We start from the raw sequence: 21,248 nt of genomic DNA on the forward strand, positions 1-21,248 counted from the left end.
TCATCCCCTCTCCACGGGCATGACCAGCACGTCTTCTGCGTTCCACTGGCAGTAGACCGTTTTGCCTGCTTCTTGTTCTGCCGACTTGTCGCTCATCTGGACTTTGACAGACAGCGTATGCGCTCCGGTCGCCACCTCGCACTCCGTATAGGAGCCGAGGAACGAGGCAAGCTGCAGATGGCCTTTTACCCGATTCGGCTGCGCCGTGTCCGCCGCCTCCGTCAGCTTGATTTTTTCCGGACGGACGAAAATCACCGCTTTTTGCTGCAAGGCAAACTGGTGCTTCTGCCCTGCAGCCTGCACGAGCAAACCGCCCGTCGTGCGAAGCGTCACGGTGTCGCCTTCGGTCGCGATCACTTCTCCCTCCATCCGGTTTGTCTTGCCGATGAACGTATGAACGAACTCGGAAGCCGGCTGGTTGTAGATCTCGTGCGGAGTGCCGATCTGCTCCACGAAGCCGTGATTCAGCACAACGATCCGGTCGGAGAGCGCCAGCGCTTCCTCCTGGTCGTGTGTCACGAAAATGGTGGTGACGCCAATTTCCTGATGCAGACGCTTCAGCTCGTCGCGCAGTTCCTCGCGCAGCTTCGCGTCCAGATTGCTGAGCGGCTCATCCAAAAGCAAGAGCGACGGCTCAATCACCAATGCGCGCGCGATGGCAATCCGTTGGCGCTGTCCGCCGGAGAGCTGCTTCGGATACCGATCCGCGACGTTTGGCAGCTTGACCAGCTCCAGCACACGATTGACGCGCTCCTGCATCTCCTGCTTTCCGATCTTGCGCAGCTTCAAGCCGTAGGCGATATTTTCCGCCACAGTCATGTGCGGAAACAACGAATACGTCTGAAACACCATTCCCAGTTCCCGCTTGTACGGCGGGACGCCATTCATCCGTTGACCCTTGATGAGCAAATCTCCGCCATCCGGGTCCAAAAATCCGGCAATCATGTTCAAGGTTGTGGTTTTGCCGCAACCGGATGGACCCAAAAACGAGATGAATTCGCCTTGCTCCACCTGCAGGTTGAAGTCCTGAACCACGACATTGTTTTGAAACTTTTTCATGATGCCGCGCAGTTCGACGTCAATCACCTTTGTCACTTCTATACCTACTTTCCTGTTTTGGGTGCGATTTCTTTGTTAAAGCGGTCCAGCCAAGCCGATGTTTCCTTGCTGATGACGTCGTAGTCAAAGTTGACAACCTTCGCGCGGTCAAATGCCAACGTCTTCGCTACATCGTCCGGCAGCTTTACTTCGGTAGCAGGATTGTAGTACAGCTTGGTCGCGTACATCGTCTGCACTTCGTCCGTCAGCAAAAAGTCGATGAACGCTTTGGCTGCTTGCGGATGCTTCGCGCCTTTGACGATTGTGGCGATGTTTGGCACGATATTGCCGCCCTCTTCCGGGAAGACAAATTCCAGCGGCACTCCCGCTTCTTTTTGCGTGAGGCTGCGCGCCATCGTCCAGGTGGTGTAGGCTGCGCTCTTGTTTTGCAGGTTTTGCTGCAGTTGCGCCGCGCTTTTCGCGAATGTCGGCATGTAGCCTGCAAGCGTTGCCATTTTTTCAAAACCAGGCTCGATATTTTTCTCCGATCCACCGTTGGCGTAGGCCAGCATAATCATGGTCGAACGTCCGAAGTTGCTCGCTACATCTGTCATCGTGATGTTGCCCTTCACTTCCGGCTTGGTCAGGTCGTTCCACGACGCCGGAACCGGCAGTCCTTTTTCTTTGACCAGCTCGCTGTTGTACGAGATGCCCATTGGCGTGAAGTTGACGACGACACCGCTGTCATCCGTGACTTTCAAATCTTGCGGCACGTTTTTCACGTTTGGAATGTCCGTGGCAGAGATCGTTTCCCACAAGCCTTCCTGGCGCCCTTTTTCCTGCTCGCCGCCCTCGACGATCGTCAAGTCGATTTGCGGGGAGTTTTTCTGCGCTTTTACTTTCGCGACGATCTCGGTCGATACCCCGGATACGTAGGTCAGCTTGACGTTCGGGTATTTTTCGTTGAATTTCTTGAAGATTTCGTCTTTCATCAACTTCTCTACAGTAGCTCCGTTCCCCGCGACAACCAGCGTGTCTTCCAGTTGCACCTGTGCTTGCCCGCCGTCTGTATTGCCAGCAGCCGGCGTCGGAGCGGCAGTTTGCGGTGTGGAAGAGCCACAGCCCGCAAGCAAAGAACCAGTCAAAGCAAAAATCGACAGTACAGATAACGCCTTTTTCTTCACGTAAGTTCGACCCCCGTTTTATCTTGTTTGTTCACGAATAGAGAACAACGTTTGCTATTCAAGAACGATAGTGTTATCCTATCATAAAGAGACTGACTATTCAAGGTAGTCATATAAAAAGCACCATTGCCTCCATTCAGGATTGCCTGCCCCCTATCTGTGGTAGAATAGGACTAATGCACATAAAGGAGACGTTTTTTATGGACCAAGTATTGTCTTCTGTACGAAACGGTTGCCGACTGTTAAAAATGTTTCTCGATTCTCCCAAAGAGCTTGGGGTGACCGAGCTTAGCAAAAAGCTTCAGCTATCAAAAGGAGCGGTGCACAAGCTGCTTTCCACGCTGGAATCAGAAGGCTTTATTCGCCAAAACGAAAAAACCAAGCAATATACGCTTGGCTATACACTGCTGGAGCTGGGCACGAAGGTGCTCACCAACCACGATATTGTCGATTTTTCCAAACCGTTTTTGACCGGGCTTGTCTCCCGGGTGAACGAGCTGGCCGTCCTGTGCGTGCAAGACTCGAAGGACGCCATCTACGTCGCGAAGGAAGATTCGAAGCATCCTATTCGCTTTACGGTCGAGTCTTTTCGCCGCTTCCCGCTCTACTCGACGACGGCGGCACGGGTGCTGCTCGCCTACCAGCCGGAGTCGTTCCAGGACGAGATATTGGCGGAGCAACCTTTGAAAATGTACACGCCTCACTCCTACACTTCCATCGAAGAGGTCAAAGCCGACCTGCAGGCGATCCGGGAGCGCGGCTACGAGATCAGCTCGAACCGCCGCAACACGGGCGTCACGGGAATTGCCGCGCCGATTTTCGATTCCACCGGACAGGTGACCGCCTCGATCAGCGTGATCGGCCCGACGGATCGCGTGATGCCCAAAAAAGAAGAGATCATCCAGGAAACGCTGGCTACGGTGCGCGACATGTCCACCCAGCTTGGATACCGTTTGCCGTAACCGCGCAGCCAACGAAAGAAGACCTTCCGTACAACGACCGGTTCGCTGTGTGAAAGGTCTTTTTTGTTTAGGCAGCCGTCATTCACCCCATTTTTGGGCGTACGCTTCCCGCAGTTGTTCCCAGCGGCTCCACGACCAGGCTGGCTGCTCTCCCGCAAGCACTTTTGCCAAAAGCTCGAGATGGGCATGCCAGCCTGCAAGCATCCGGGGCAGCAGCTCCCAGCGAACAGCCGACTCGTTCGCGTCCTTGCTGTTCCATGTATAGGCAAGCAGCGCCCAGACGATTTGCTTTTTCCAAAACCCTACGGCAAGCGCTACAGCCCCCGCCACCACGTATTCCGGGCTCCACGCTCCTTTTGGCGCGTGAAACAAAATCGGCGGAATCGTCATGGAGCTGAATACCCCGATCGGAACCATTGCCAGCCCGCGCCTGAGCCAAGCCGGAATCCCCCACCTGGAGCTAATCAGCAGCATCGGAACCCTTACAACAGATGACGGGCGTTTAACAGCAAGTTCGAAACGAGAATCGGCCAGCCGACGATGCCCTGCGAGCCCACCGCCGCAAACTGCGAGGAGCCGGCATTGACCAGCAGCGAAAACAGCATCGCCTCCGTCACTCCCAGCCCAGCCTGCCTGGCTAGTATGCCAAACACCATCCCGTCCACGATTCCGGCGGCGGCCACGGGAAAAATTTGTTTCATTCCTTTTCATTAGCGTTGCATAAAAAATGAATCCATCTATTGTCAAATTATTCTGAATGACATTTTCAACTTCACAACCAAAAACGAGAACAGCCAAGCAAAAGGTAGCCACTATCCATTTGGTAGTTTTATACATTTATTACAACATCGACAACAACAAACAACACTTACTTCCTTTTCTGTCGCCCTCTGGATGTTCGTTTGGATTGGTAATCCATTCTGCCTATCCATTGTTCAAAGGTCTGCCAGAGAAACACTTTGAGCCATCTACTGATTTGCAGCAGACTGTGCTGACTGTTTCTTTCCAGCTTTACAAGAAGCAACAAGCAGTAAGCAATGAGAGCGAGAAAAACTTGATTCCAGACCGCATTTTCACTTGTTCCATAGAACGTCTTGATCTTTGCGTGTTGTTTCATCCATTTGAAAAACAGTTCTATTTGCCAGCGCCAACGGTAGATGTCGCTCAATTCTTCTGCTTCTAAGTCGAACCGATTGGTGATGATTCGAATACGATTTCCTTTCGAATCATGCGTTTCAATCAGTCGTAACACATTATCCACCCGTTTTTGTGGCGTTCCAAGAAGGATCATGGAGTCGGATAAAACGGAGCTTTCTGGTGGTACTTTGAAAGTATACAAATGACGAGTTTCCGCGTTATCCTTGAGACGTGAAGCAAAAAAGATGCCCTGATCGGTATACTCATCGAACTTTTCATAATCCACGTACCCTCGATCAAAGACGTACATGGCTCCGATCTCATCAATCAGCGACTCCATTTGGGTGCGGTCATTGGATTTGGCACAAGTTAGGGAAATCTTTTCAGGATAGACATCCTCCTGGCTTGCGAAAACGAGACGAAGATGAATTTTGATTCCTGCCTTTGTTTCGCGAAAGGTTGCCCACTTATACTTTTGCAAACATAATCCAATTGTAGTGGAATCAATGATCTTTATGTGTTTTCGAAGAGAGCAGGCTTTTCCGGAAACGCGTTGAATTTGCTGGACAAGGTCGACAAAAACTTCTTCAAGCAAAGCAGGTTCTACCCGATTGTTTTTTCGACTAAGCTGTGCGGGGCTGATCGATGACAGTCCTAATTCTTGCTGAAATTTCTTTGATAGAACATCGTCAGCAATGGCTCGAAGCCCTTCGCGTTGCTGAAGTTGGGCATGTAAAAATAGGAGAAGATACGCTTTTGTCGTCAGCTTCTTCACGTACTTGTCTTGATCCGTTTCGTCAATTCGTTGTTGAAGTTTCATAATATTGATGGGTGCAACCCATTTACCAAATGAAGAAAATAGGGTATTCTTGTCCATGAGCTATCCTTTGCGTTGGATTTGGACAGGAACTACCTGACCTTTCCAGTGTAAAGGATTTTTTTGTTCCCTAGACAACCAAATACCAAAGATTATGTGTATTTTGAATGATGGGAAAAGATTAATGCAACGCTAGTGGTCTTGCATAAATGATCATCTCCTTAATGGGAAGTTTAACCATTTACACAAAACTTTTTACGCTCTCTGCTTAGGCCGTTTTTTTAGATGGCTTGGCTTTCTTTCCTGCCAGAGCAGACACCAATAATACGATAGCATTCAAATACACATACGTTTTCACTTTTTGAATGCCACCGACATGTAGATCATTCGCTGTCAGGTTTTCCTTTAAACGGGCATTGCATCGCTCTACACTCGTCCGTTTGTGATACATCTTCTTCCAATTCTTTGTGTCCCGATGTGGCAAAGAAAATCTGCGGAGATCATCGTGGACGTTCACTTTTACGACCATTCCGTAGTTGGAGGAAGAGCACCAAGCTGAGCCGTGTGGGCACTCTACTTTTCCCATCACATGCGGGCAACGAAATTTGAGATGGGTTCCGTCAGCACCTGCGTACACCATTTCAAATCCCATGCTGCATCGAGGCGTTCCGTTTGACGTATAACCAGCAGGTGGCTCTTTCTCGTTTCGGAGGTTTAGAGGAATGATAGCCTGTGCCTTGTATTGATGAGCGATTTCGTAGTTCTTGAGATGATCGTATCCACCATCCATCACGTAATTCTTACACACTTCCTTGGCTTGGTTGTTCACTTGTGCCAGGAGAGGAGGAGCCATGTCTCCATCGTTGACGTGAGCAGGAGTGACTTCTAAAGCAACAGGCAATTCGCTGTCCGCGTCTACTGCCAGATGAATTTTGTAACCGAACCACGTGATTTTATTGCCAAAGGAGTCGAACTTGGCTCCCCAGGTGGCGTTTCCTGTTCCTTGGCAGCGAGATTTCGGTTGCTTTTTTTCATACGCATCAATCGCCGTGCTGTCGATGGCAATGGTCGTTCCTGTAATGATTCCCTCTTCACGGCATTGCATGACGAGGTCGTAAAACAGCTTCTCGGCAACGCTTTTCTGGACAATTTGAGCAAATACGCGACTAAACGTTGCAATGGATGGAACGGGTCGATCAATGGGAAACCCACACTGGTAACGAAAGCGTAAATCACTTGTGAGTCTCAGATGAAGAGCAGTAAATTGCGAAATTCCTTCGAAAGGAGCCGCCAACAAAGACCGTAAAATCGCTTCGCGGCTGTGTCCCGTTGCCCCTTGGGGCGTAATGCTTCTCAATTCTTTGGCGTACGGGCGTAAGTCCAGAACCGAAAAAAATAAGGGCAGACGTTCTTTCGATTCAAGTTTTTGCAGTTCCTCAAAGGAAAAAAGTGATGGCTGGAGAATATACAAGTGACTTCACCTTCCTCGAAAAGTTTTCGTGTGTGGTTGCTTGAAAACTTCTCCTTCTTGGGGTGAAGTCCTTTTTTATGCTTTTCAAGTGCTTGATACGAAAGGGCTCAGAAATCTGCAAAAGGCTCAATAGCACAAACCTTAACTTCTCTTGCGAATTGACAGAAAACTCTTCAGGTATTGGTATTGCTCACTTTTTATGAGTTTGTCTAAAAATCGTCTGAATATCAATAAAATGGAAAAACCCTTAGGGAGAAACAAACCTAAGGGTTTTTTTTAGGCAACTTCATTTAAGGTATTTCGACATAAGCTCGGGCAGCCTTGGTTCTTAAGAAGACAAATCGTCTAATGAGCTAAGGCTGTTGAATCGTGGATAGCTCCAAGCCAATAATCGTGTACACAGCTAATTTGTCTTCGTTCAAGAGCTGGAATTCATAATTCTCAGGAGAAAAAAGCGCTTTTTCTTCATCGCTTGTCAGTTTCTCCTTCAGCTTGATTTGCTGAGAGAGGGTATACGTTCCGTCCGTACTGCTTGGGTCAAACGGAACAACGGGAGGAGACTCCACAAGCAACTGGGCGATTTTTTCACTCCCCATCACATCGCCGAAAGTAAAATAGACGGGACTTTCTGTATCCATCATTTTTTCTCGCAGTTCAGGGGACAACCATATTTTGATGCTCAGGCTTGCCAAATTGCCATCTCTCTTTATTTCCAAGACAGAGTTCTTCATGTGCTGTCCATTGATCTCGGTAGAGTAATCCGTAATCGATTTATAGTACTTGGTCGCCTTGGTTGTCGCTGGTACTGTTTCTTGGTTTAAGGTACCGCTGCTGTTCACTGGAGTAGGCTCCGATTGACATCCAGTCAGAGCAAAGAGGAGAAGGAAGCACGTTGTCCAAATGGTTAGCGCAGTTTTGATTTTTACGGGTTGATTACAACGGTTGTGGGTCTTTGTCGGCGTATTCTTTATACGAGTAGTCAGCATAGACACGTGTGGACTTTACCGCCTTCCCATCGATGTATTTGGTGATATACCCTTTTGTGTCAACGGCTTTTGATCCATATTCGATCGTGGTCACGCTTCTGGCAGGGATGTTCCAGGTGTAAGTAGTGGTTGTAGTGGTCTCTGTTCCAAAGGAAACCTCGGCGTTGAACCCTACCTTCGCTTCGATCAGCCCCATATTGAATTTGCCTTCGCCTGACGTACCTACCTTGCCTGTTAAGAAGGTTTTCCTGGAAACAGACCGTGTAACCGTATCGGTTAAATTGCTTCGATTGGTTACTTCCGCTTCGAAACTTTTGGATTTGTATTTTTGCGTTTTGGTTTCTTCGTAGTCTGTTCCGTTGTAATCCAATCGGTAAGGCTTCATGATTGATTTGCTATTTTCTTTCGCGATGACCTGAAAATCATAATTGACTGGTGTCTCCCACACTTTTTCAACAATCTCTAGTTGGCCGACTTTCTCCTTGGTAACGGCAGGTTCAATCGAATGCTTGGATTGGGCAAAAGCAGTTACTCCAGGTGATACTAAAGTGCTTACGAGTGCAGTAGCGAGCGTTAGCTTCTTGAATGACATTTTTGATTACCTCCATTTTCCGTTTTATACATAATAACATAAAATTTGGAAGAGATAGTATTTTGAATTTTCTAAAAAGGAAACGGTAGAAAAGATGAGCTCCGACTCAAAGCCCTTATCATCTCAAAGTTATTCATGCTCACAGAGCCTATAGTAAATGAGCACTTCTTAAGTAGTTGATCGCACGCCGTGCCCTATGAAAGTCGGTCGGCACGGTGTAGGTTAAAAAGAATTCCTTTTTGAAGATAAGGGTATAAGACGAGATTAGCGGTATTCCTCCCTCAGTTACAGCTTTTAAGCCCCGAAATTGGATTTGAGTCATACCCCCTTATCTTGTTAAGCTGATATCAGAAGAACAGAGGGGGATATTTTTATGCAACGGAGACGCTATTCAATCGAGTTCAAACAACAACTGATCCAGGAAGCCCACGAAGTAGGAAACGCTAGCCAAGTAGCCAGACGGCATGGGATAGACCCTAAAATGCTGTATCGATGGATACGTGACTCCAAACACGCAGATTGGCAGAATACGTCTTCCGAAGCTAAAGCTGTAACAAGCTATACACCAAGTCCAGGAGAGTTTCGGGAACTGGAAACGGAGAATGATAAACTGAAGAAATTACTGGGAGAAAAGGACTTGGAAATCGCGATCCTTCGTGATCTTGTAAAAAAGGTGAACCCAGCTTATCGGACAAAATGGAGATAGCCGACAAGTGGATACAGCTGGGGTACACAGCCAAACTAGTGCTACGTATTGTCGGCATCCTGGAAGCAACCTACTATTACCGAAAAAACAAAGCCTCCCAAAAACCTCGCGTTTATCACGGAGGAAGACCTATACCCGGTTATTCGTTGTCAAAAGACGGACAACCTGTCAGTGACGAACAAATCAAAGAATGGCTATCCGAGCTGATTGCCGATGAAGAATCTGCTTATGGATATCGAAAGCTTACTGTCTGCCTACGGCGAGACCACCAACTGGTCATCAACAAGAAAAAGGTTTACCGCTTGCTGATAGAAGAAGAACTCTGATGCTAGACTTTACATTGGACACGGAGAATCGAGAGTGCGACAATAAAAGCGTTCATAATCGAGGTGTCCAACATGACGAAAAAGTACGACAGGGAATTCAAACTTCAAACCGTACGACTCATCCAAGAAGAAGGGAAATCGGTGGCGCAGGTAGCCCGGGAAATGGGGCTTCATGAAAATACCATCTATCGGTGGGTCGCTGAATTCAAGCAAGACGGCAATCAAGCCTTTCCAGGCAGTGGACAACTGAAGCCGGAAGACAAAGCCCTATGCGACCTTCAAAAGCGAATCCGTGATCTGGAAGAGGAGAACGAAATCTTAAAAAAGGCGATGCACTACTTCGCAAAAGACCGGCGCTGATCTACCCTTTCATCCACGATCACCGCTCCAAGCTCCGAGTCGCGAAGATGTGCGAGGTGTTTCAAGTTTCTCGAAGCGGTTATTACGATTGGACCCGGCGTAAGAAGAACGATCGGGCGAAGCGTCGAGAAAAGCTGGAGCAACAAATCCGGCGGGTCTTCCTGGATTCGAGACGTTTGTACGGCAGTAAGAAGGTCTTGGAAGCACTGAAAAAGGAAGGGGTTCAGGTTTCCGAGAAAACCGTCGCTCGTACGATGAAAAGGCTCGGGCTGAAATCCCGTACGGTGAAGGAATACAAGGCGACAACGAATTCGAAGCACCATTTGCCTGTGGCCGAAAACGTGCTAAACCAAACGTTTACCGCAAACGCGCCGGGGAAGGTCTGGATGACGGATATCACTTATATCCCGACAGACGAAGGCTGGTTGTATTTAGCCAGTGTGATGGACTTGTATACGCGTAAGATCGTAGGCTTTCACATGGGGGAGCGGATGACAAAAGAACTCGTGATCGCCGCGCTAGATCAAGCCTACAACCGTCAGCGACCAGCTCCGGGGCTTTTACACCACTCTGATCGCGGCAGCCAGTATGCCTCGACTGAGTACCAGAAGCGTCTGGAGAAATACCAGATGATCGGAAGCATGAGCCGCAAAGGAAACTGTTACGATAACGCCTGCATCGAGTCTTTCCACAGCGTACTGAAGAAAGAACTCGTTTATCTGGAAAAATTCAAAACGAGAGAACAAGCGAAAAGAGCGATATTTGAGTATATCACTTGCTTTTATAATGGAAAACGCATCCATTGGGTACTTCACGCCCAATCAATACGAACATATGTACCGATGTGTGGTGTAATTCTCTCGATTTTATGTGTCCAATCTATTGACAGTGGTTCACAACAGATGACGGGCGTTTAACAGCAAGTTCGAAACGAGAATCGGCCAGCCGACGATGCCCTGCGAGCCCACCGCCGCAAACTGCGAGGAGCCGGCATTGACCAGCAGCGAAAACAGCATCGCCTCCGTCACTCCCAGCCCAGCCTGCCTGGCTAGTATGCCAAACACCATCCCGTCCACGATTCCGGCGGCGGCCACGGGAAAAATTTGTTTCATTCCTTTTACAAACAACGCCTGCGACACGCTCGATGCTCTCCCTTCTCTGTTGCCACCGCCTTGTGCAAGCTGTCTCAGCGCTTCCGCAAGTACGGCCCCCACACCTTTTGCAAAAGCCGGATGCCCGCCTCCATCTCTTCCGTCGTCATGCCGCCAAAGCCGAACTGGAAAGCAGGCAGCGCTTTTGGCTGCGGTTCCATCCATTTGTGTGAGGTAGGGTAGACGCGCACACCCGCAGCCTCCGCGATTTGCGCAAGCTGCAAAGCCGTGCAGTCGCTTGCCACCTCGACTGTCATCGACAATCCGGCATCCTGTCCTTTCAGCAAAATGTAAGGCCCGAGCTGCTCCTGCAAAATGTGCAGCATCGCATCGTGCTTTTTGCGGTAGAGCGTGCGCATCTTGCGAATATGGCGCTCCCAGTCGCCGTGTTTCATGAACAGAGCCAATGTCTCCTGATGAATCCGCGACGCAGACTGGTCGAAATCCGCCAGTTGCTCGTGGTAGATGGCAAGCAGCTCCTGTGGCAACACCATGTAGCTGATCCGTATCGACGGCAGCAGCGCCTTGGAAAACGTCCCGAGGTAAATGACCCGCCCGTGCGTGTCCAGCCCTTGAAGCGAAGGAATCGGTCGGCCGTGATAGCGAAACTCTCCGTCGTAGTCGTCCTCGATAATATAGCCGCCTGTCTGGTTCGCCCAGTGCAGCAGCTTCAGCCGCTTGGCGTACGGCATGACGATCCCCGAAGGGTCCTGATGGGACGGGGTAATGTACACATATCTCGCTCCGCTTTTCCCGAGCGCTTCCACGTCGATCCCGTCCTCCTCCAGCCGAATCGGACATACCGCAAAGCCAAGGTGGGCAAAAACGGAACGCACCCCGTTATAGCCGGGCTCCTCCATGGCGACAATCTGTCCGCGCGGGCCGAACAAAAAGCCGAGCAAGCTAATCATGATCTGCGTACCCGCGCCAATGACAATCTGCTCCGGCGTCGCCTGCACCCCGCGGGCACGGCTCAAGTAGCGGGCAAGCTCCTCTCGCAAAAGCGGCTCCCCTTGCCTGTCGCCGTAATACAGCACGCTCCGGTTCTCTTTTTGCATGCACTGGTTGGTGTATTTGCGCCAGCGCTCGTAAGGGAAGTGCTCCGCATCGACCCGGGCATGGTGAAAATCGTAGCGAATGGAAACTGGTTGCCCGTCCTCCGGCTGCTCCGCTGCATGCGGCACGCGCCCACCCGCAGCGGCAACGCCAACCGCGCCAGCGGTCGGTACGCTCTTTTTCCCCGCATGTTCGGGTAGCGGGCCATCCCACTCCATATCTACGACATAAAAACCGCTGCGCTCCCGGCTCTCAATGTACCCTTCTGCCAAAAGCTGATGGTAGGCGCACTCCACGGTCGTTTTGCTGACCTGCAAAAATCCGCTCAAGGCCCGCACAGATGGCAGCCTTGTTCCCGAAGGCAGCCGGCCTTCCTGGATTTCTGCGCGAAAATACCGATAGAGCTGCAAATACAACGCTTCTTTGTCCTCAACCAAGTGGGGACTGATGTCCAGCATGTTCTGTTTTCTCCTCTCCCTGCAACTGACCTGCCTCCTTTTTTTCAATCTGTCCATGTTCACGAAGGCCAAGTCAGTCTATGCTTAATCATATCAGAAAATTTGCACATTTCCTCCCGGTTGGAAAACTTGCCTGCATGCGGCTTTGCGGCATAGCGGAAACCGTCTGGTACCCGCCTCGTAGCCTGAAAGTTATTCTCCGGGAAAAGAAAAACCGACGGAGAAAAGTCTCCATCGGCCCCAGCTTACCCTATTGTCCGTAACAGGCTGACTTCTTTGATCGCATGTTTTACGCGAGATAAGCGTCCCGAACCTGTGGATTTGCCAGCAGAGTCTGCGCATCGTCCTTCAAAATGATTTCACCTGTCTGGATCACGTAGCCGCGGTGCGCCACTGAAAGCGCCTGGTTCGCGTTTTGCTCTACCAGCAGGATCGTCATGCCTTCCCTGTTCAGCTCTGTGACGATGTCAAAAATTTGTTCGACGAGAATCGGAGCCAAGCCCATTGACGGCTCATCGAGCATGAGAATTTTCGGCTTCATCATCAGTCCGCGCGCGATCGCCAGCATTTGCTGCTCACCGCCGGACATCGTCCCGCCTTTTTGGTCGATCCGTTCCTTGAGGCGCGGGAAGTAAGCAAAAGCTCGCTCGATGCCTTCCTCGATCACCTGTTTATCCGATACGCCGAACGCTCCCATTTCCAGGTTTTCGCGCACGGTCAGCTTTGGAAAAATCCGGCGGCCTTCCGGCACATGGGCGATTCCCGCACTGGCAATATCGTGGGTGCGCATCTGGGTAATATCCTTGCCGTTGAAGATCACTTTGCCTTCCTTGGCGCGGGTCTGGCCGCAGATCGTTTTCAGGGTGGTCGATTTTCCCGCCCCGTTGGAGCCGATCAAGGTGACGACCTCACCCTCGTTGACGGTAATGCTCAATCCCTTCAATGCGTGGATACCGCCGTAATAGGTATGAACGTTATTCAGCTCTAGCAATGCCATCGTTTTTCCTCCTTCTACGACACTTCCGACGCACTTTTGCCGAGGTAGGCTTCAATTACGTTCGGGTTGTTGCGGATTTGCTCCGGTGTTCCCTCCGCAATTTTCCGGCCGTAATCCAGTACGTGAATGTATTCGCTGAGTCCCATGACCAGCTTCATGTCATGCTCGATCAAGATAATCGTCAGGTCAAGCTCGCGTTTCAGCTTGCGGATAAAGTCGGTCATTTCGACTGTCTCGCGCGGGTTCATACCCGCCGCCGGCTCGTCGAGCAAAATAATCTGCGGATTCGTCGCCATCGCCCGAGCGATTTCCAGCCGACGCTGCAATCCGTATGGCAGGCTACCCGCCGCTTCGTTGGCGATATGGGCGATGCCTACATACTCCAGAAGCTGATAGGCTTCTACGCGGGCCTTTTCTTCCTCGACCCGTACGCGCTTGGTGTTGAACAAAATGCCGAGCAACCCGGCTGACAAGCGGCTGTGAACGCCGACCATCACGTTTTCCAGCGCCGTCATTTCTTTGAACAGCCGGATATTTTGGAACGTCCGGGTAATCCCGCGGCTTGCGATCTGATCGGGACGCAGCCCTTTGATGCTTTTGCCGTCCAGGAGAATTTCACCTTCATCCGGCACGTAAAATCCGGTAATCATGTTGAAAAAAGTCGTTTTCCCGGCCCCGTTCGGCCCGATGACTGCCGTAATGCTTCCCTTGTCTATGGAAATCGAAACGTCCTGGTTGGCTACCAGTCCGCCAAAGCGCTTCGTCAAGTTTTTTGCTTCCAACAATGCCATGCCCTTTTCCCTCCTCGTCCGCTATGACTGCTTGCCAGAAGCCAATTGGGACAGCTTGCCGAGAATCCCCAGCTTTTGTTTGCCATACTCGCTCTCTTTGATCGCGTCGAGATCGTTCTTTTTCCGCTTGGCCGGAATCAGTCCGTTTGGACGATACAAGGCGACGAGAATCAGCATGATCCCGAAGATGAGCCGCTGGAACTTGGACGGGTCCAACTGGTTTGGCAGGTTGATGATGCCGGATTGCTGCAGGCTGTGCAGGAAGTTGGAGAACTCTTTCAGGAGCTGCACCTGCAAAATGGTGACAAAAGCGGCTCCAAGCACGACGCCCGGGATGCTTCCGCTTCCGCCGAGAATGACCATGACCAGAATCCCGATTGATTCCATCAGCGTAAACGAAGTCGGATCGATAAAAGTCTGTTTGGCTGCGAAAATAACCCCGACCACCCCTGCGAAGGAAGCGCCTGTCGCAAACGCGGCCAGCTTTGTATTCAACAGCGAGATCCCCATAGACTGCGCCGCAAGCTCATCCTCGCGCACGGCGATCCACGCGCGGCCCAAACGGGAATGCTCAAAGCGGATATTCGCCAGGACGATAAAGGCGATTACGAACAGGACGATAAAGTAGAAGTAAAACGGCGTCCCCATCTTGATGCCGAACAGCTCCGGCGATGGAATCGGGGTAATCCCTTGCGGACCGTTTGTAATGTTGATCGGTTTGTCCAGGTTATTAAAAATAATCCGAATAATCTCACCAAAACCGAGCGTAACGATGGCGAGGTAGTCCCCTTTTACCCGTAACACCGGCAGACCGAGCAATATCCCGAAAATCGCGGCCACGATCAAGCCGACGATGAGGAACGGCCAAAACCAGTCACCAGAGAGCGGGAACAGGTTGCCCGCGATAAATTCATTCGCCTGCGAGGTCGAGAAAATCGCGTAGGCATACGCACCAGCAGCGAAGAAGGCGACGTAGCCCAAATCGAGCAGCCCCGCGAATCCGACTACGATGTTCAGTCCGAGCGCCATTGCCACGTAGATGCCGACTTGCGAAGCGACCTCCATGTAGTAGCGGTTTTCACCCGCGACCAGCGGAATGATAATCAGCAGGACAGCGGCCCCGACAATCATCTTGATCGTCTTGGACGTATTCGTGTAATAGACGAGCACGATTGAGGAGAGAATGCCGAGAAACGCGATGACTGATTTGTCCATAAAATGCAGAGCAGCCGCGAAGCCGGCGATCCAAACCAACGTAAGCGCGAGCGGGATTCCTTTGAACGTTTTCCAGGCCAGATTTGCCATTGGTCTCACCTACACTTTCTCTTTCACAGCTTCGCCAAACAGCCCTTCCGGCTTGAAGAGAAGCACGAGGATTAGAATGCTGAACGCGAACACATCTTTGTACTCAGCACCGAATGCGCCGTTGGTCAGCGGCCCCATGAAAGCGCCAGACAGCGATTCCAGTAGCCCGAGCAGCACCCCGCCCACCATGGCTCCGCGCAGGTTGCCGATCCCGCCGAGAACGGCTGCGGTAAATGCCTTCAATCCGAGAATGAAGCCGATATAAGGGTCGATCGTCCCGTAGTTTTGCGCAAACAGCACGCCTGTCGCTCCGCCGAGACTGGACCCGATCAAAAACGTAAGCATGATTACTTTGTCTACATTTATGGTCATCAGCGAAGCCGTGCTCTGATCCTGCGCTACGGCCCGCATGGCGATTCCCCATTTTGTCTTGTTAATGAACAGCGTCAGCGCAATCATCATCACAATGGCGAGCACAATTACAATCAAGCCCTTGGCTGGAATCGCAGCGAAACTGCCTAAAGAAATCGAACCAGTAAAAAGAGTTGGACTGTTCAGATAAAATTCATTGCGAGCCAGCGCTTCCGTAAAACGAACGAGGTCTTGCAGCAAAAACGATACACCGATGGCAGAAATCAGTGGCACGAGGCGCGGCGCTCCGCGTAGCGGCCGATAGGCGACCCGCTCGATTCCTACTCCGAGCGCACCCGTAATCACCATGGCGATTATCAGTGTCAAGAATAGTGCGACAAAAGGGTTCATGCCTTCCAAAGCCCCCAGGGCGTCAGAGATCAACAATACCTCTGTACCGACAAAGGCCCCGACCATGAAAATTTCTCCATGAGCAAAGTTGATAAATTCCAAAATCCCGTAAACCATTGTGTAGCCCAAGGCCACGACTGCGTACATGAATCCAAGTGTTAATCCGTCAACCAACACCTGAGGCAAAATGTTGAGCATCATGCTTTCCCATCCCTCACTTCTCAATAAACTTGTAGAAATTTTCTGCATCCATTCGCATGACTGGACGTGAGTTTCAGTAGAAAAGGGCGAACACAAGCGTGCCGCCCCGGACTGTATGAGGCATGAAAGAGTGTACGGTGATGTTGGCTGCGATTACTCGGCCTTGCCTACAAAAGTGGACTTGTCCTTGTCATACTTGTAAATGAATACATCTGCGTTTACGTTGTCACCTTTTTCATCAAAGGTAACTTTTGTGAATTGCCCCTGAAAATCTTTCGTTTTGTGAACTGCTTCGAGGACTTGCTCGCGTGTTGGTTTTTTGCCACCATTCGCTTTGATTGCTTCCATGACGCCGTTGAGGATGACGTTCATGGAGTCGAAACCGTAGACGGAGTAGGTTTCAAGAGGTTTGTTCGTCGTTTTCTTGTACTCTTCGGCCCACTTCTTGCCCTCTTCGGTCTGCGTCACGTCACCTGCCACTGACGTAAACACGACACCTTCGACGGCATCGCCGGCTATTTTAATCATATCAGAAGAGTCCAAACCGTCGCCACCCATAAAATATCCCTTGTATCCTTTTTCACGGGCTTGCTTGACCAAAATTCCGCCCTCCGGATAAAGTCCCCCGAAAAAGATGATGTCAGGGTTTTTTGCCGTTACCTGGTTCAGTACGGCACTGTAATCTTTTTCGCCTTGCGTGATGCCTTCGTAGCCGAGGAGCTGCACGCCGTCTTTTTCAAACTGCAGCTTCACCTGGTCGCTCAAGCCCTGGCCGTATGCGGTCTTATCATGAATGATGAAAGCTGTTTTCACGCCGAGCGTGTTTTTCGCATACATGGCCGCTTTCGGTCCCTGGGCGTCGTCGCGAGCGCAAATCCGGTGTACGGTTTTCTTGCCTTCCTCGGTCAGCTTCACCGCCGTATTGGCCGGAGACACCATGACCAGCTTGCCTTCCTCGTACTTCACGGACGAAGGAATCGCTACGCCGGAGTTCAGATGGCCCACTACCCCGTACACGTCAGGGTTGGAGATGAGCATTTCCGCGTTCGATACGCCGATCTTCGGGTCCGCCTGGTCATCCTGCGGGAAGAGCTGGATGTCGAAGCCGAGCTTTTTGAATTCTTCCTTGCGCAGATTCAGCGCGTATTCGGCACCCGTCTTGATCGCGTCTCCGAGAGAGGACTGGTTCCCGGAGAGGGGGGTTTGGGTTGCGATTTTGATGACACCACCGTCTGTTGCTCCGCCGCCGCTACCGGAAGTGCTCGTCTGGTTTTGCGCCGACTGCTGACCACCTCCGCTTGTGTTGGTTCCCCCTGATGAATTGCTGGTTCCTGCGCAACCTGTGAGTGCCACACTCGTCGCCAATACCGCAGATAAAATACTGATGTGAGAGAGTTTTTTCATGCGGAATTGAATCCCCCTTTAATTATTCTTTATTTTTGTCCTCGCCAGACGATCTACCCTACTTACCAGGTTGCGACTCTGTGAGCACTCTTTCTGTTAGGACGGAAGATAGATGTGGCTTGGCTATTATTTATTGTAAAATAAATCTGATAATTTACAAGAGGTAAATATTTTTTCCAATCATATACCGAATGCTTACATACTCGTGATTTCATTCCCTGCTATTGAAATCAAATAATTATATCTTTGCTTTATCACAATAAAGCGTTAATGTTATCCATTATATTTACGGCTCCCAAAACAAAAACTCCCTCTATTGCAGAGGGAGTGCCGGGACGAGAATTTGCCCTGTTTTTACGTCTGCGATGCCTTCCGCAGTAAGTCTCGCATAAGGCAGGTGAGTGGCGGTGAAAAACAGGAGAGAATAGAGCGGATCGAGATGCGCGTGGCCTTTTGCCCGCAGCTTGGCCGTCAAATTCTCCGCCATGGCAATCACTTCTTCCATCGGAGCCGGGGAAAATTTTCCGGCAAGCGGCAGCGGACATTCGCAGGCAATCTGCCCCTCGTCGATCAGCACGACTCCGCCGCCGATGTCTCTGATTCGCGCAAGCGCTGCCGCCATCGCCTGCGGGTCGCGCCCGATGACAAGCCAGTCGCCGGACGCTGTATAGGAGCTGGCCAAGCCCTCGATATGCTCGCCGTAGCCGCGCAGTACTGCAACCGTGCGGCTTTTCCCTGCCGGATCGACGCTGACAATCAGGGCGAGTTGCGGGTCGTGCGCCAGCGAGACGAAGCCGTGCTCGTCTACCGGAAGCTGCTCCAGCGTCATGCGGGTAATAACGGCATTCAGCATGTTCAGCACCGGCACCTTGCCGTCTTCGTCAGGGCGCAGCGTGAACCATTCTGCCTGCGTTTTGTCCTGCAGCGAATCGACGGTTGGGAACGAGTAGTCCGCCCAGCGCGGCTCGATTGTGGGAATGAGCAATCTGCCTTCCTCCGCCGCCTTTTGTCCGTTGGCAAAGACGACAAGCGGCTCAGGGTCGTCCTTGGCTCGCAGAAGCAGCATATCTGCCACTCTTCCCGGCGCGATTCCGCCGAGTTCGGCGTCTAGCCCGTAGTAGACGGCCGGATTCAGCGTCGCCATTACATACGCCTCTTCCGGCGGCATGCCCGCTTCTATCGCGACGCGAATCGTCCCGTCGAGGAAGCCGTTGCGGTGCATCGGCGGGGTGCTGCCATCTGATGTCAGCATCACCCGGGGCGACCACGGCAACCCGAGCGCGAGCCATCCTTTGACTAGCTCCGGCAAATCCGGGCGAATCGAGGAATGGCGCAAGGTGGCGTACATGCCAAGCCGGAGCCGCTGAAGCAAATCCTCCGCCGTAATTCCTTCGTGACAGGCGGTAATTCCGGCCGCCGCTGCAATGTTCAGCGTTTCGTAGGAAGCGCCGGGATGATGCCCCTCCATTCTTTTGCCCAGATCGCGCGTGTGCTTCAAGCCGAACAGCAGCGTCTCGTCCTCCTGCAGCACGCCGGACCAGTTCGTCAGCTCTCCGCCCTGGACGACGAGAGGATGCTCGAGCATGCGAGCAAGCCCTTCCTTCGTGAATTGCGGGTGCTCTTTACCTGTTTGCGGATCGAGTCTCGCCCAGAAAAACTGTTTGACCGGATGGCCGGACAAAGACTCCATCAGCGCTGCCACCTGCTCGGGCGGCAAATTCATCAGCATCAACGTGTCGGACACGAGCGTGGTCGTCCCCCGCTCCAATGCAAAGTCCGCCAGCGTGTACGGGTTGTACCATTGGAAAGGATGGGCGTGCGGCTCGATGTAGCCGGGCACGACGTACTTTCCGTCCGCTTCGACGATCACCGTATGCTCGTCTGTCAGCGGCTCTTTTTCCCCCACGTAGGCAATCCGCTCCCCGGCTACGACTACATGATGCTCCTGCCATTCTTTTGTAAATACGTTCAGGACGCTGGCTCCCTTGATCCACAAGCTGGCCGGCGCCTGTCTTTTGCTCACGCGGAGCAGATTCCGGTACGCTTCCTCTGATAAAGCTCGAACTCGCATGCTTTTCTCTCCCCTCGCTGTCCATCGTCGTCTGCATCGACTGAATGATCGTTCATATTGACATTGCTTTACTGCTTCGCCGCCCGCGAAGACTTCCCCTGCTTGCCGGAACACTTCGACCTGCAATTTCCACGGGTTGTCCTTTTGCCTTTATCACAGACTAATGCGTAGAAGACGCGACTGGAGGCGAGCACAGATGCAAAGAAACGTTGGAACTACAGATGCAATCATCCGCATGACGGGCGGCCTCTTGGGCCTGGCTTACGGCATAGGCAAAATGAGCCGTCGCCCGTACAATGCCCCCTGGCTGTTAATGGCTTTTTCCGCCATGAAGGTAGCGGAAGGCGCCACCCGTTTTTGCCCGATGTACAAAGCGCTGGGCATTAACACGATCAAGGCAAACGGCATGTCGGGCATGATGGATCAAATGAAGCAAAAAGGGATTCAAACCGTCATGAATCAGGTGACGGGTGCGTTTAGCGGCAGCGGCACTTCCGCAAAAGGCAAGGAGCACAATAAGCAGGAGTCAAGCACTACTGCTACAGCCGCCGCAGACGCGCAAAACACAAAACCGCAGGCTGCTGCTGCAAACACGCATACCGCGACGCAGCAAAACGAATCCAAAAAAGGCAAGCTGTCTGCCGAAGACCAGTTGCTCGAACAAGCTGCCCGCGAGTTTATTTCCTACCGCTCGCAGGAAAAGGACGACAGCAGCACACGCTACCCCACTTACTCGTAGAAAAGAGGCGACGCGCTCATGATCGTCGGAACTCCCCTCTATGAATGGCTGTCCCACAATCTGTTCGTCGCAGCCATGATCGTCGGTGTCATTGGCGTAGTCGGCTATTACGCCTTTTACGCCTCCAAGCGAAAAGGGCGCTATCGGCAATAAGCTGACAGCTCCCAAGGATACAAACCGCCTCGTTTCGTCGCAGGCGGTTTTTCCATTTACAAAATTAATTGCTATGCATATAATTGTCAAAACAATTAATTTCGCGAGCAAAGGAAGGTTCTTCTCATGATCGACCATTGGCAACATGAACCGATCGGCTTTCTGATCGGCAATACGTACAGGCGCATGATTCATTATGTGTCCTTGTTTTTGCGCGAATTCGACCTGACGACGGAGCAGTTTGCCGTCTTGTACCGCCTCCGGGAAGAGGACGGAATCAACCAGAAAGAGCTGGCTCTGCGCTCCGCCAAAGACCAGCCGACCATGACGCGCATTCTCGACAACCTGGCGAAAAAAGGCTGGATTGAAAAAAAGCTGAGCGAACACGATCGCCGCGCCTATCTCATCACGCTCACGCCGAATGGCAGGGAGTGGATTGAAAAGGCCATTCCCGCCGAGGCCAAGGCGATAGCGGACATCTTCGCCGGGATTTCGCCGGAGAAGCTCGCTTTTTTGCGGGAAATACTGCTGGAGATCAATGAGAATGTAAACCGCCATACACAAGAATAGGAGTGAACACG

General features: G+C 51.5%; 23 protein-coding genes. 7 read left to right on the plus strand and 16 right to left on the minus strand.

The genetic code is table 11. The annotated features are described in order from the left end of the window. Positions 1-1,095, minus strand: a complete 1,095-nt coding sequence (locus M655_RS24590; protein ID WP_005836114.1) for an ABC transporter ATP-binding protein — start codon at positions 1,093-1,095, stop codon at positions 1-3. An 8-nt stretch (positions 1,096-1,103) separates the two neighbouring features. Then, positions 1,104-2,222, minus strand: a complete 1,119-nt coding sequence (locus M655_RS24595; RefSeq protein WP_005836112.1) for an ABC transporter substrate-binding protein — start codon at positions 2,220-2,222, stop codon at positions 1,104-1,106. Positions 2,223-2,422: 200 nt separating this feature from the next. Here M655_RS24595 and M655_RS24600 point away from each other — a divergent pair, with 200 nt between their 5' ends. Beyond that, positions 2,423-3,184 (plus strand): IclR family transcriptional regulator, encoded by a 762-nt coding sequence (locus M655_RS24600; RefSeq protein ID WP_007787167.1) that lies wholly within the window; start codon positions 2,423-2,425, stop codon positions 3,182-3,184. Positions 3,185-3,262: 78 nt separating this feature from the next. On the opposite strand, the gene M655_RS24605 is transcribed toward M655_RS24600, so the two are convergent. The 6 genes from M655_RS24605 to M655_RS24630 all read right to left on the minus strand — a co-directional run bounded on the left by M655_RS24605 (position 3,263) and on the right by M655_RS24630 (position 8,187). Continuing rightward, positions 3,263-3,658, minus strand: coding sequence for an AzlD domain-containing protein (locus M655_RS24605; protein WP_081414804.1), 396 nt, complete (start codon positions 3,656-3,658; stop codon positions 3,263-3,265). Positions 3,659-3,666: 8 nt separating this feature from the next. Beyond that, positions 3,667-3,885: an AzlC family ABC transporter permease gene (locus M655_RS24610; RefSeq protein ID WP_026558492.1), complete on the minus strand. Its 219-nt coding sequence runs from the start codon at positions 3,883-3,885 to the stop codon at positions 3,667-3,669. Between the two features lie 167 nt (positions 3,886-4,052). Beyond that, positions 4,053-5,198: an IS4 family transposase gene (locus M655_RS24615; RefSeq protein WP_025845287.1), complete on the minus strand. Its 1,146-nt coding sequence runs from the start codon at positions 5,196-5,198 to the stop codon at positions 4,053-4,055. 208 nt (positions 5,199-5,406) lie between these two features. Then, positions 5,407-6,609 carry a transposase gene (locus M655_RS24620; RefSeq protein ID WP_129552163.1) on the minus strand — a complete coding sequence of 401 codons (1,203 nt, stop codon included), beginning with the start codon at positions 6,607-6,609 and terminating at the stop codon, positions 5,407-5,409. A 353-nt stretch (positions 6,610-6,962) separates the two neighbouring features. Continuing rightward, entirely contained in the window at positions 6,963-7,448 is a 486-nt protein-coding gene (locus tag M655_RS24625) for a hypothetical protein (RefSeq protein WP_026558316.1), read from the minus strand. 94 nt (positions 7,449-7,542) lie between these two features. After that, positions 7,543-8,187: a hypothetical protein gene (locus M655_RS24630; RefSeq protein WP_005830358.1), complete on the minus strand. Its 645-nt coding sequence runs from the start codon at positions 8,185-8,187 to the stop codon at positions 7,543-7,545. A gap of 373 nt (positions 8,188-8,560) precedes the next feature. Here M655_RS24630 and M655_RS24635 point away from each other — a divergent pair, with 373 nt between their 5' ends. The 3 genes from M655_RS24635 (at position 8,561) to M655_RS24645 (ending at position 10,496) form a co-directional block, all read left to right on the plus strand. Further along, positions 8,561-8,893, plus strand: a complete 333-nt coding sequence (locus tag M655_RS24635; RefSeq protein WP_005837502.1) for a transposase — start codon at positions 8,561-8,563, stop codon at positions 8,891-8,893. Beyond that, positions 8,884-9,219, plus strand: coding sequence for an IS3 family transposase (locus M655_RS24640; protein WP_026558317.1), 336 nt, complete (start codon positions 8,884-8,886; stop codon positions 9,217-9,219). The genes M655_RS24635 and M655_RS24640 overlap by 10 nt, the downstream gene beginning before the upstream one ends. 72 nt (positions 9,220-9,291) lie before the next feature. Continuing rightward, a protein-coding gene (locus M655_RS24645; RefSeq protein ID WP_420796659.1) for an IS3 family transposase occupies positions 9,292-10,496 on the plus strand; the annotation gives its coding sequence in 2 pieces (ribosomal slippage) (positions 9,292-9,547 and positions 9,547-10,496; 1,206 coding nt in all). Here M655_RS24645 and M655_RS24650 read toward each other — a convergent pair. The 8 genes from M655_RS24650 to M655_RS24685 all read right to left on the minus strand — a co-directional run bounded on the left by M655_RS24650 (position 10,473) and on the right by M655_RS24685 (position 19,775). Beyond that, entirely contained in the window at positions 10,473-10,718 is a 246-nt protein-coding gene (locus M655_RS24650; RefSeq protein WP_026558318.1) for an AzlC family ABC transporter permease, read from the minus strand. The genes M655_RS24645 and M655_RS24650 overlap by 24 nt on opposite strands. A gap of 47 nt (positions 10,719-10,765) precedes the next feature. Beyond that, a complete protein-coding gene (pdxR, locus tag M655_RS24655; protein ID WP_005826797.1) occupies positions 10,766-12,244 on the minus strand; it encodes a MocR-like pyridoxine biosynthesis transcription factor PdxR in 1,479 nt (492 codons plus the stop codon). A gap of 289 nt (positions 12,245-12,533) precedes the next feature. Further along, entirely contained in the window at positions 12,534-13,241 is a 708-nt protein-coding gene (locus tag M655_RS24660) for an ABC transporter ATP-binding protein (RefSeq protein WP_007787160.1), read from the minus strand. A 14-nt stretch (positions 13,242-13,255) separates the two neighbouring features. Beyond that, complete coding sequence (locus M655_RS24665; RefSeq protein ID WP_005826793.1) at positions 13,256-14,032, minus strand: ABC transporter ATP-binding protein; 777 nt, start codon at positions 14,030-14,032, stop codon at positions 13,256-13,258. A 21-nt stretch (positions 14,033-14,053) separates the two neighbouring features. Then, the gene (locus M655_RS24670) at positions 14,054-15,337 is read right to left on the minus strand and encodes a branched-chain amino acid ABC transporter permease (RefSeq protein ID WP_007787158.1); all 1,284 of its coding nucleotides are present in this window, start codon (positions 15,335-15,337) and stop codon (positions 14,054-14,056) included. 9 nt (positions 15,338-15,346) lie between these two features. After that, complete coding sequence (locus M655_RS24675; protein WP_025844394.1) at positions 15,347-16,297, minus strand: branched-chain amino acid ABC transporter permease; 951 nt, start codon at positions 16,295-16,297, stop codon at positions 15,347-15,349. A gap of 156 nt (positions 16,298-16,453) precedes the next feature. After that, positions 16,454-17,704, minus strand: a complete 1,251-nt coding sequence (locus M655_RS24680) for a branched-chain amino acid ABC transporter substrate-binding protein (protein WP_005826785.1) — start codon at positions 17,702-17,704, stop codon at positions 16,454-16,456. Between the two features lie 313 nt (positions 17,705-18,017). Continuing rightward, the gene (locus M655_RS24685; protein ID WP_026558319.1) at positions 18,018-19,775 is read right to left on the minus strand and encodes an adenine deaminase C-terminal domain-containing protein; all 1,758 of its coding nucleotides are present in this window, start codon (positions 19,773-19,775) and stop codon (positions 18,018-18,020) included. 196 nt (positions 19,776-19,971) lie between these two features. Here M655_RS24685 and M655_RS24690 point away from each other — a divergent pair, with 196 nt between their 5' ends. The 3 genes from M655_RS24690 to M655_RS24700 all read left to right on the plus strand — a co-directional run bounded on the left by M655_RS24690 (position 19,972) and on the right by M655_RS24700 (position 21,237). After that, complete coding sequence (locus M655_RS24690; RefSeq protein WP_026558320.1) at positions 19,972-20,514, plus strand: YgaP family membrane protein; 543 nt, start codon at positions 19,972-19,974, stop codon at positions 20,512-20,514. 18 nt (positions 20,515-20,532) lie between these two features. Then, a complete protein-coding gene (locus M655_RS24695) occupies positions 20,533-20,667 on the plus strand; it encodes an EYxxD motif small membrane protein (protein ID WP_005826778.1) in 135 nt (44 codons plus the stop codon). Between the two features lie 126 nt (positions 20,668-20,793). Next, the gene (locus M655_RS24700; RefSeq protein WP_005826776.1) at positions 20,794-21,237 is read left to right on the plus strand and encodes a MarR family winged helix-turn-helix transcriptional regulator; all 444 of its coding nucleotides are present in this window, start codon (positions 20,794-20,796) and stop codon (positions 21,235-21,237) included. Positions 21,238-21,248 lie beyond the last annotated feature (11 nt).

Source organism: Brevibacillus sp. NSP2.1 (genome assembly GCF_000470975.2).
GTDB lineage: Bacteria > Bacillota > Bacilli > Brevibacillales > Brevibacillaceae > Brevibacillus > Brevibacillus agri.

Excerpts from the sequence above, each read along its gene's own strand:
- M655_RS24615 (WP_025845287.1), bottom strand. The coding sequence starts at position 5,198 with ATGGACAAGAATACCCTATTTTCTTCATTTGGTAAATGGGTTGCACCC.
- M655_RS24700 (WP_005826776.1), top strand. The coding sequence starts at position 20,794 with ATGATCGACCATTGGCAACATGAACCGATCGGCTTTCTGATCGGCAAT.
- M655_RS24695 (WP_005826778.1), top strand. The coding sequence starts at position 20,533 with ATGATCGTCGGAACTCCCCTCTATGAATGGCTGTCCCACAATCTGTTC.
- M655_RS24665 (WP_005826793.1), bottom strand. The coding sequence starts at position 14,032 with ATGGCATTGTTGGAAGCAAAAAACTTGACGAAGCGCTTTGGCGGACTG.
- M655_RS24680 (WP_005826785.1), bottom strand. The coding sequence starts at position 17,704 with ATGAAAAAACTCTCTCACATCAGTATTTTATCTGCGGTATTGGCGACG.
- M655_RS24690 (WP_026558320.1), top strand. The coding sequence starts at position 19,972 with ATGCAAAGAAACGTTGGAACTACAGATGCAATCATCCGCATGACGGGC.
- M655_RS24605 (WP_081414804.1), bottom strand. The coding sequence starts at position 3,658 with ATGCTGCTGATTAGCTCCAGGTGGGGGATTCCGGCTTGGCTCAGGCGC.
- M655_RS24685 (WP_026558319.1), bottom strand. The coding sequence starts at position 19,775 with ATGCGAGTTCGAGCTTTATCAGAGGAAGCGTACCGGAATCTGCTCCGC.
- M655_RS24600 (WP_007787167.1), top strand. The coding sequence starts at position 2,423 with ATGGACCAAGTATTGTCTTCTGTACGAAACGGTTGCCGACTGTTAAAA.
- M655_RS24675 (WP_025844394.1), bottom strand. The coding sequence starts at position 16,297 with ATGCTCAACATTTTGCCTCAGGTGTTGGTTGACGGATTAACACTTGGA.
- M655_RS24610 (WP_026558492.1), bottom strand. The coding sequence starts at position 3,885 with ATGAAACAAATTTTTCCCGTGGCCGCCGCCGGAATCGTGGACGGGATG.
- M655_RS24640 (WP_026558317.1), top strand. The coding sequence starts at position 8,884 with ATGGAGATAGCCGACAAGTGGATACAGCTGGGGTACACAGCCAAACTA.
- pdxR (WP_005826797.1), bottom strand. The coding sequence starts at position 12,244 with ATGCTGGACATCAGTCCCCACTTGGTTGAGGACAAAGAAGCGTTGTAT.
- M655_RS24630 (WP_005830358.1), bottom strand. The coding sequence starts at position 8,187 with ATGTCATTCAAGAAGCTAACGCTCGCTACTGCACTCGTAAGCACTTTA.
- M655_RS24670 (WP_007787158.1), bottom strand. The coding sequence starts at position 15,337 with ATGGCAAATCTGGCCTGGAAAACGTTCAAAGGAATCCCGCTCGCGCTT.
- M655_RS24635 (WP_005837502.1), top strand. The coding sequence starts at position 8,561 with ATGCAACGGAGACGCTATTCAATCGAGTTCAAACAACAACTGATCCAG.
- M655_RS24660 (WP_007787160.1), bottom strand. The coding sequence starts at position 13,241 with ATGGCATTGCTAGAGCTGAATAACGTTCATACCTATTACGGCGGTATC.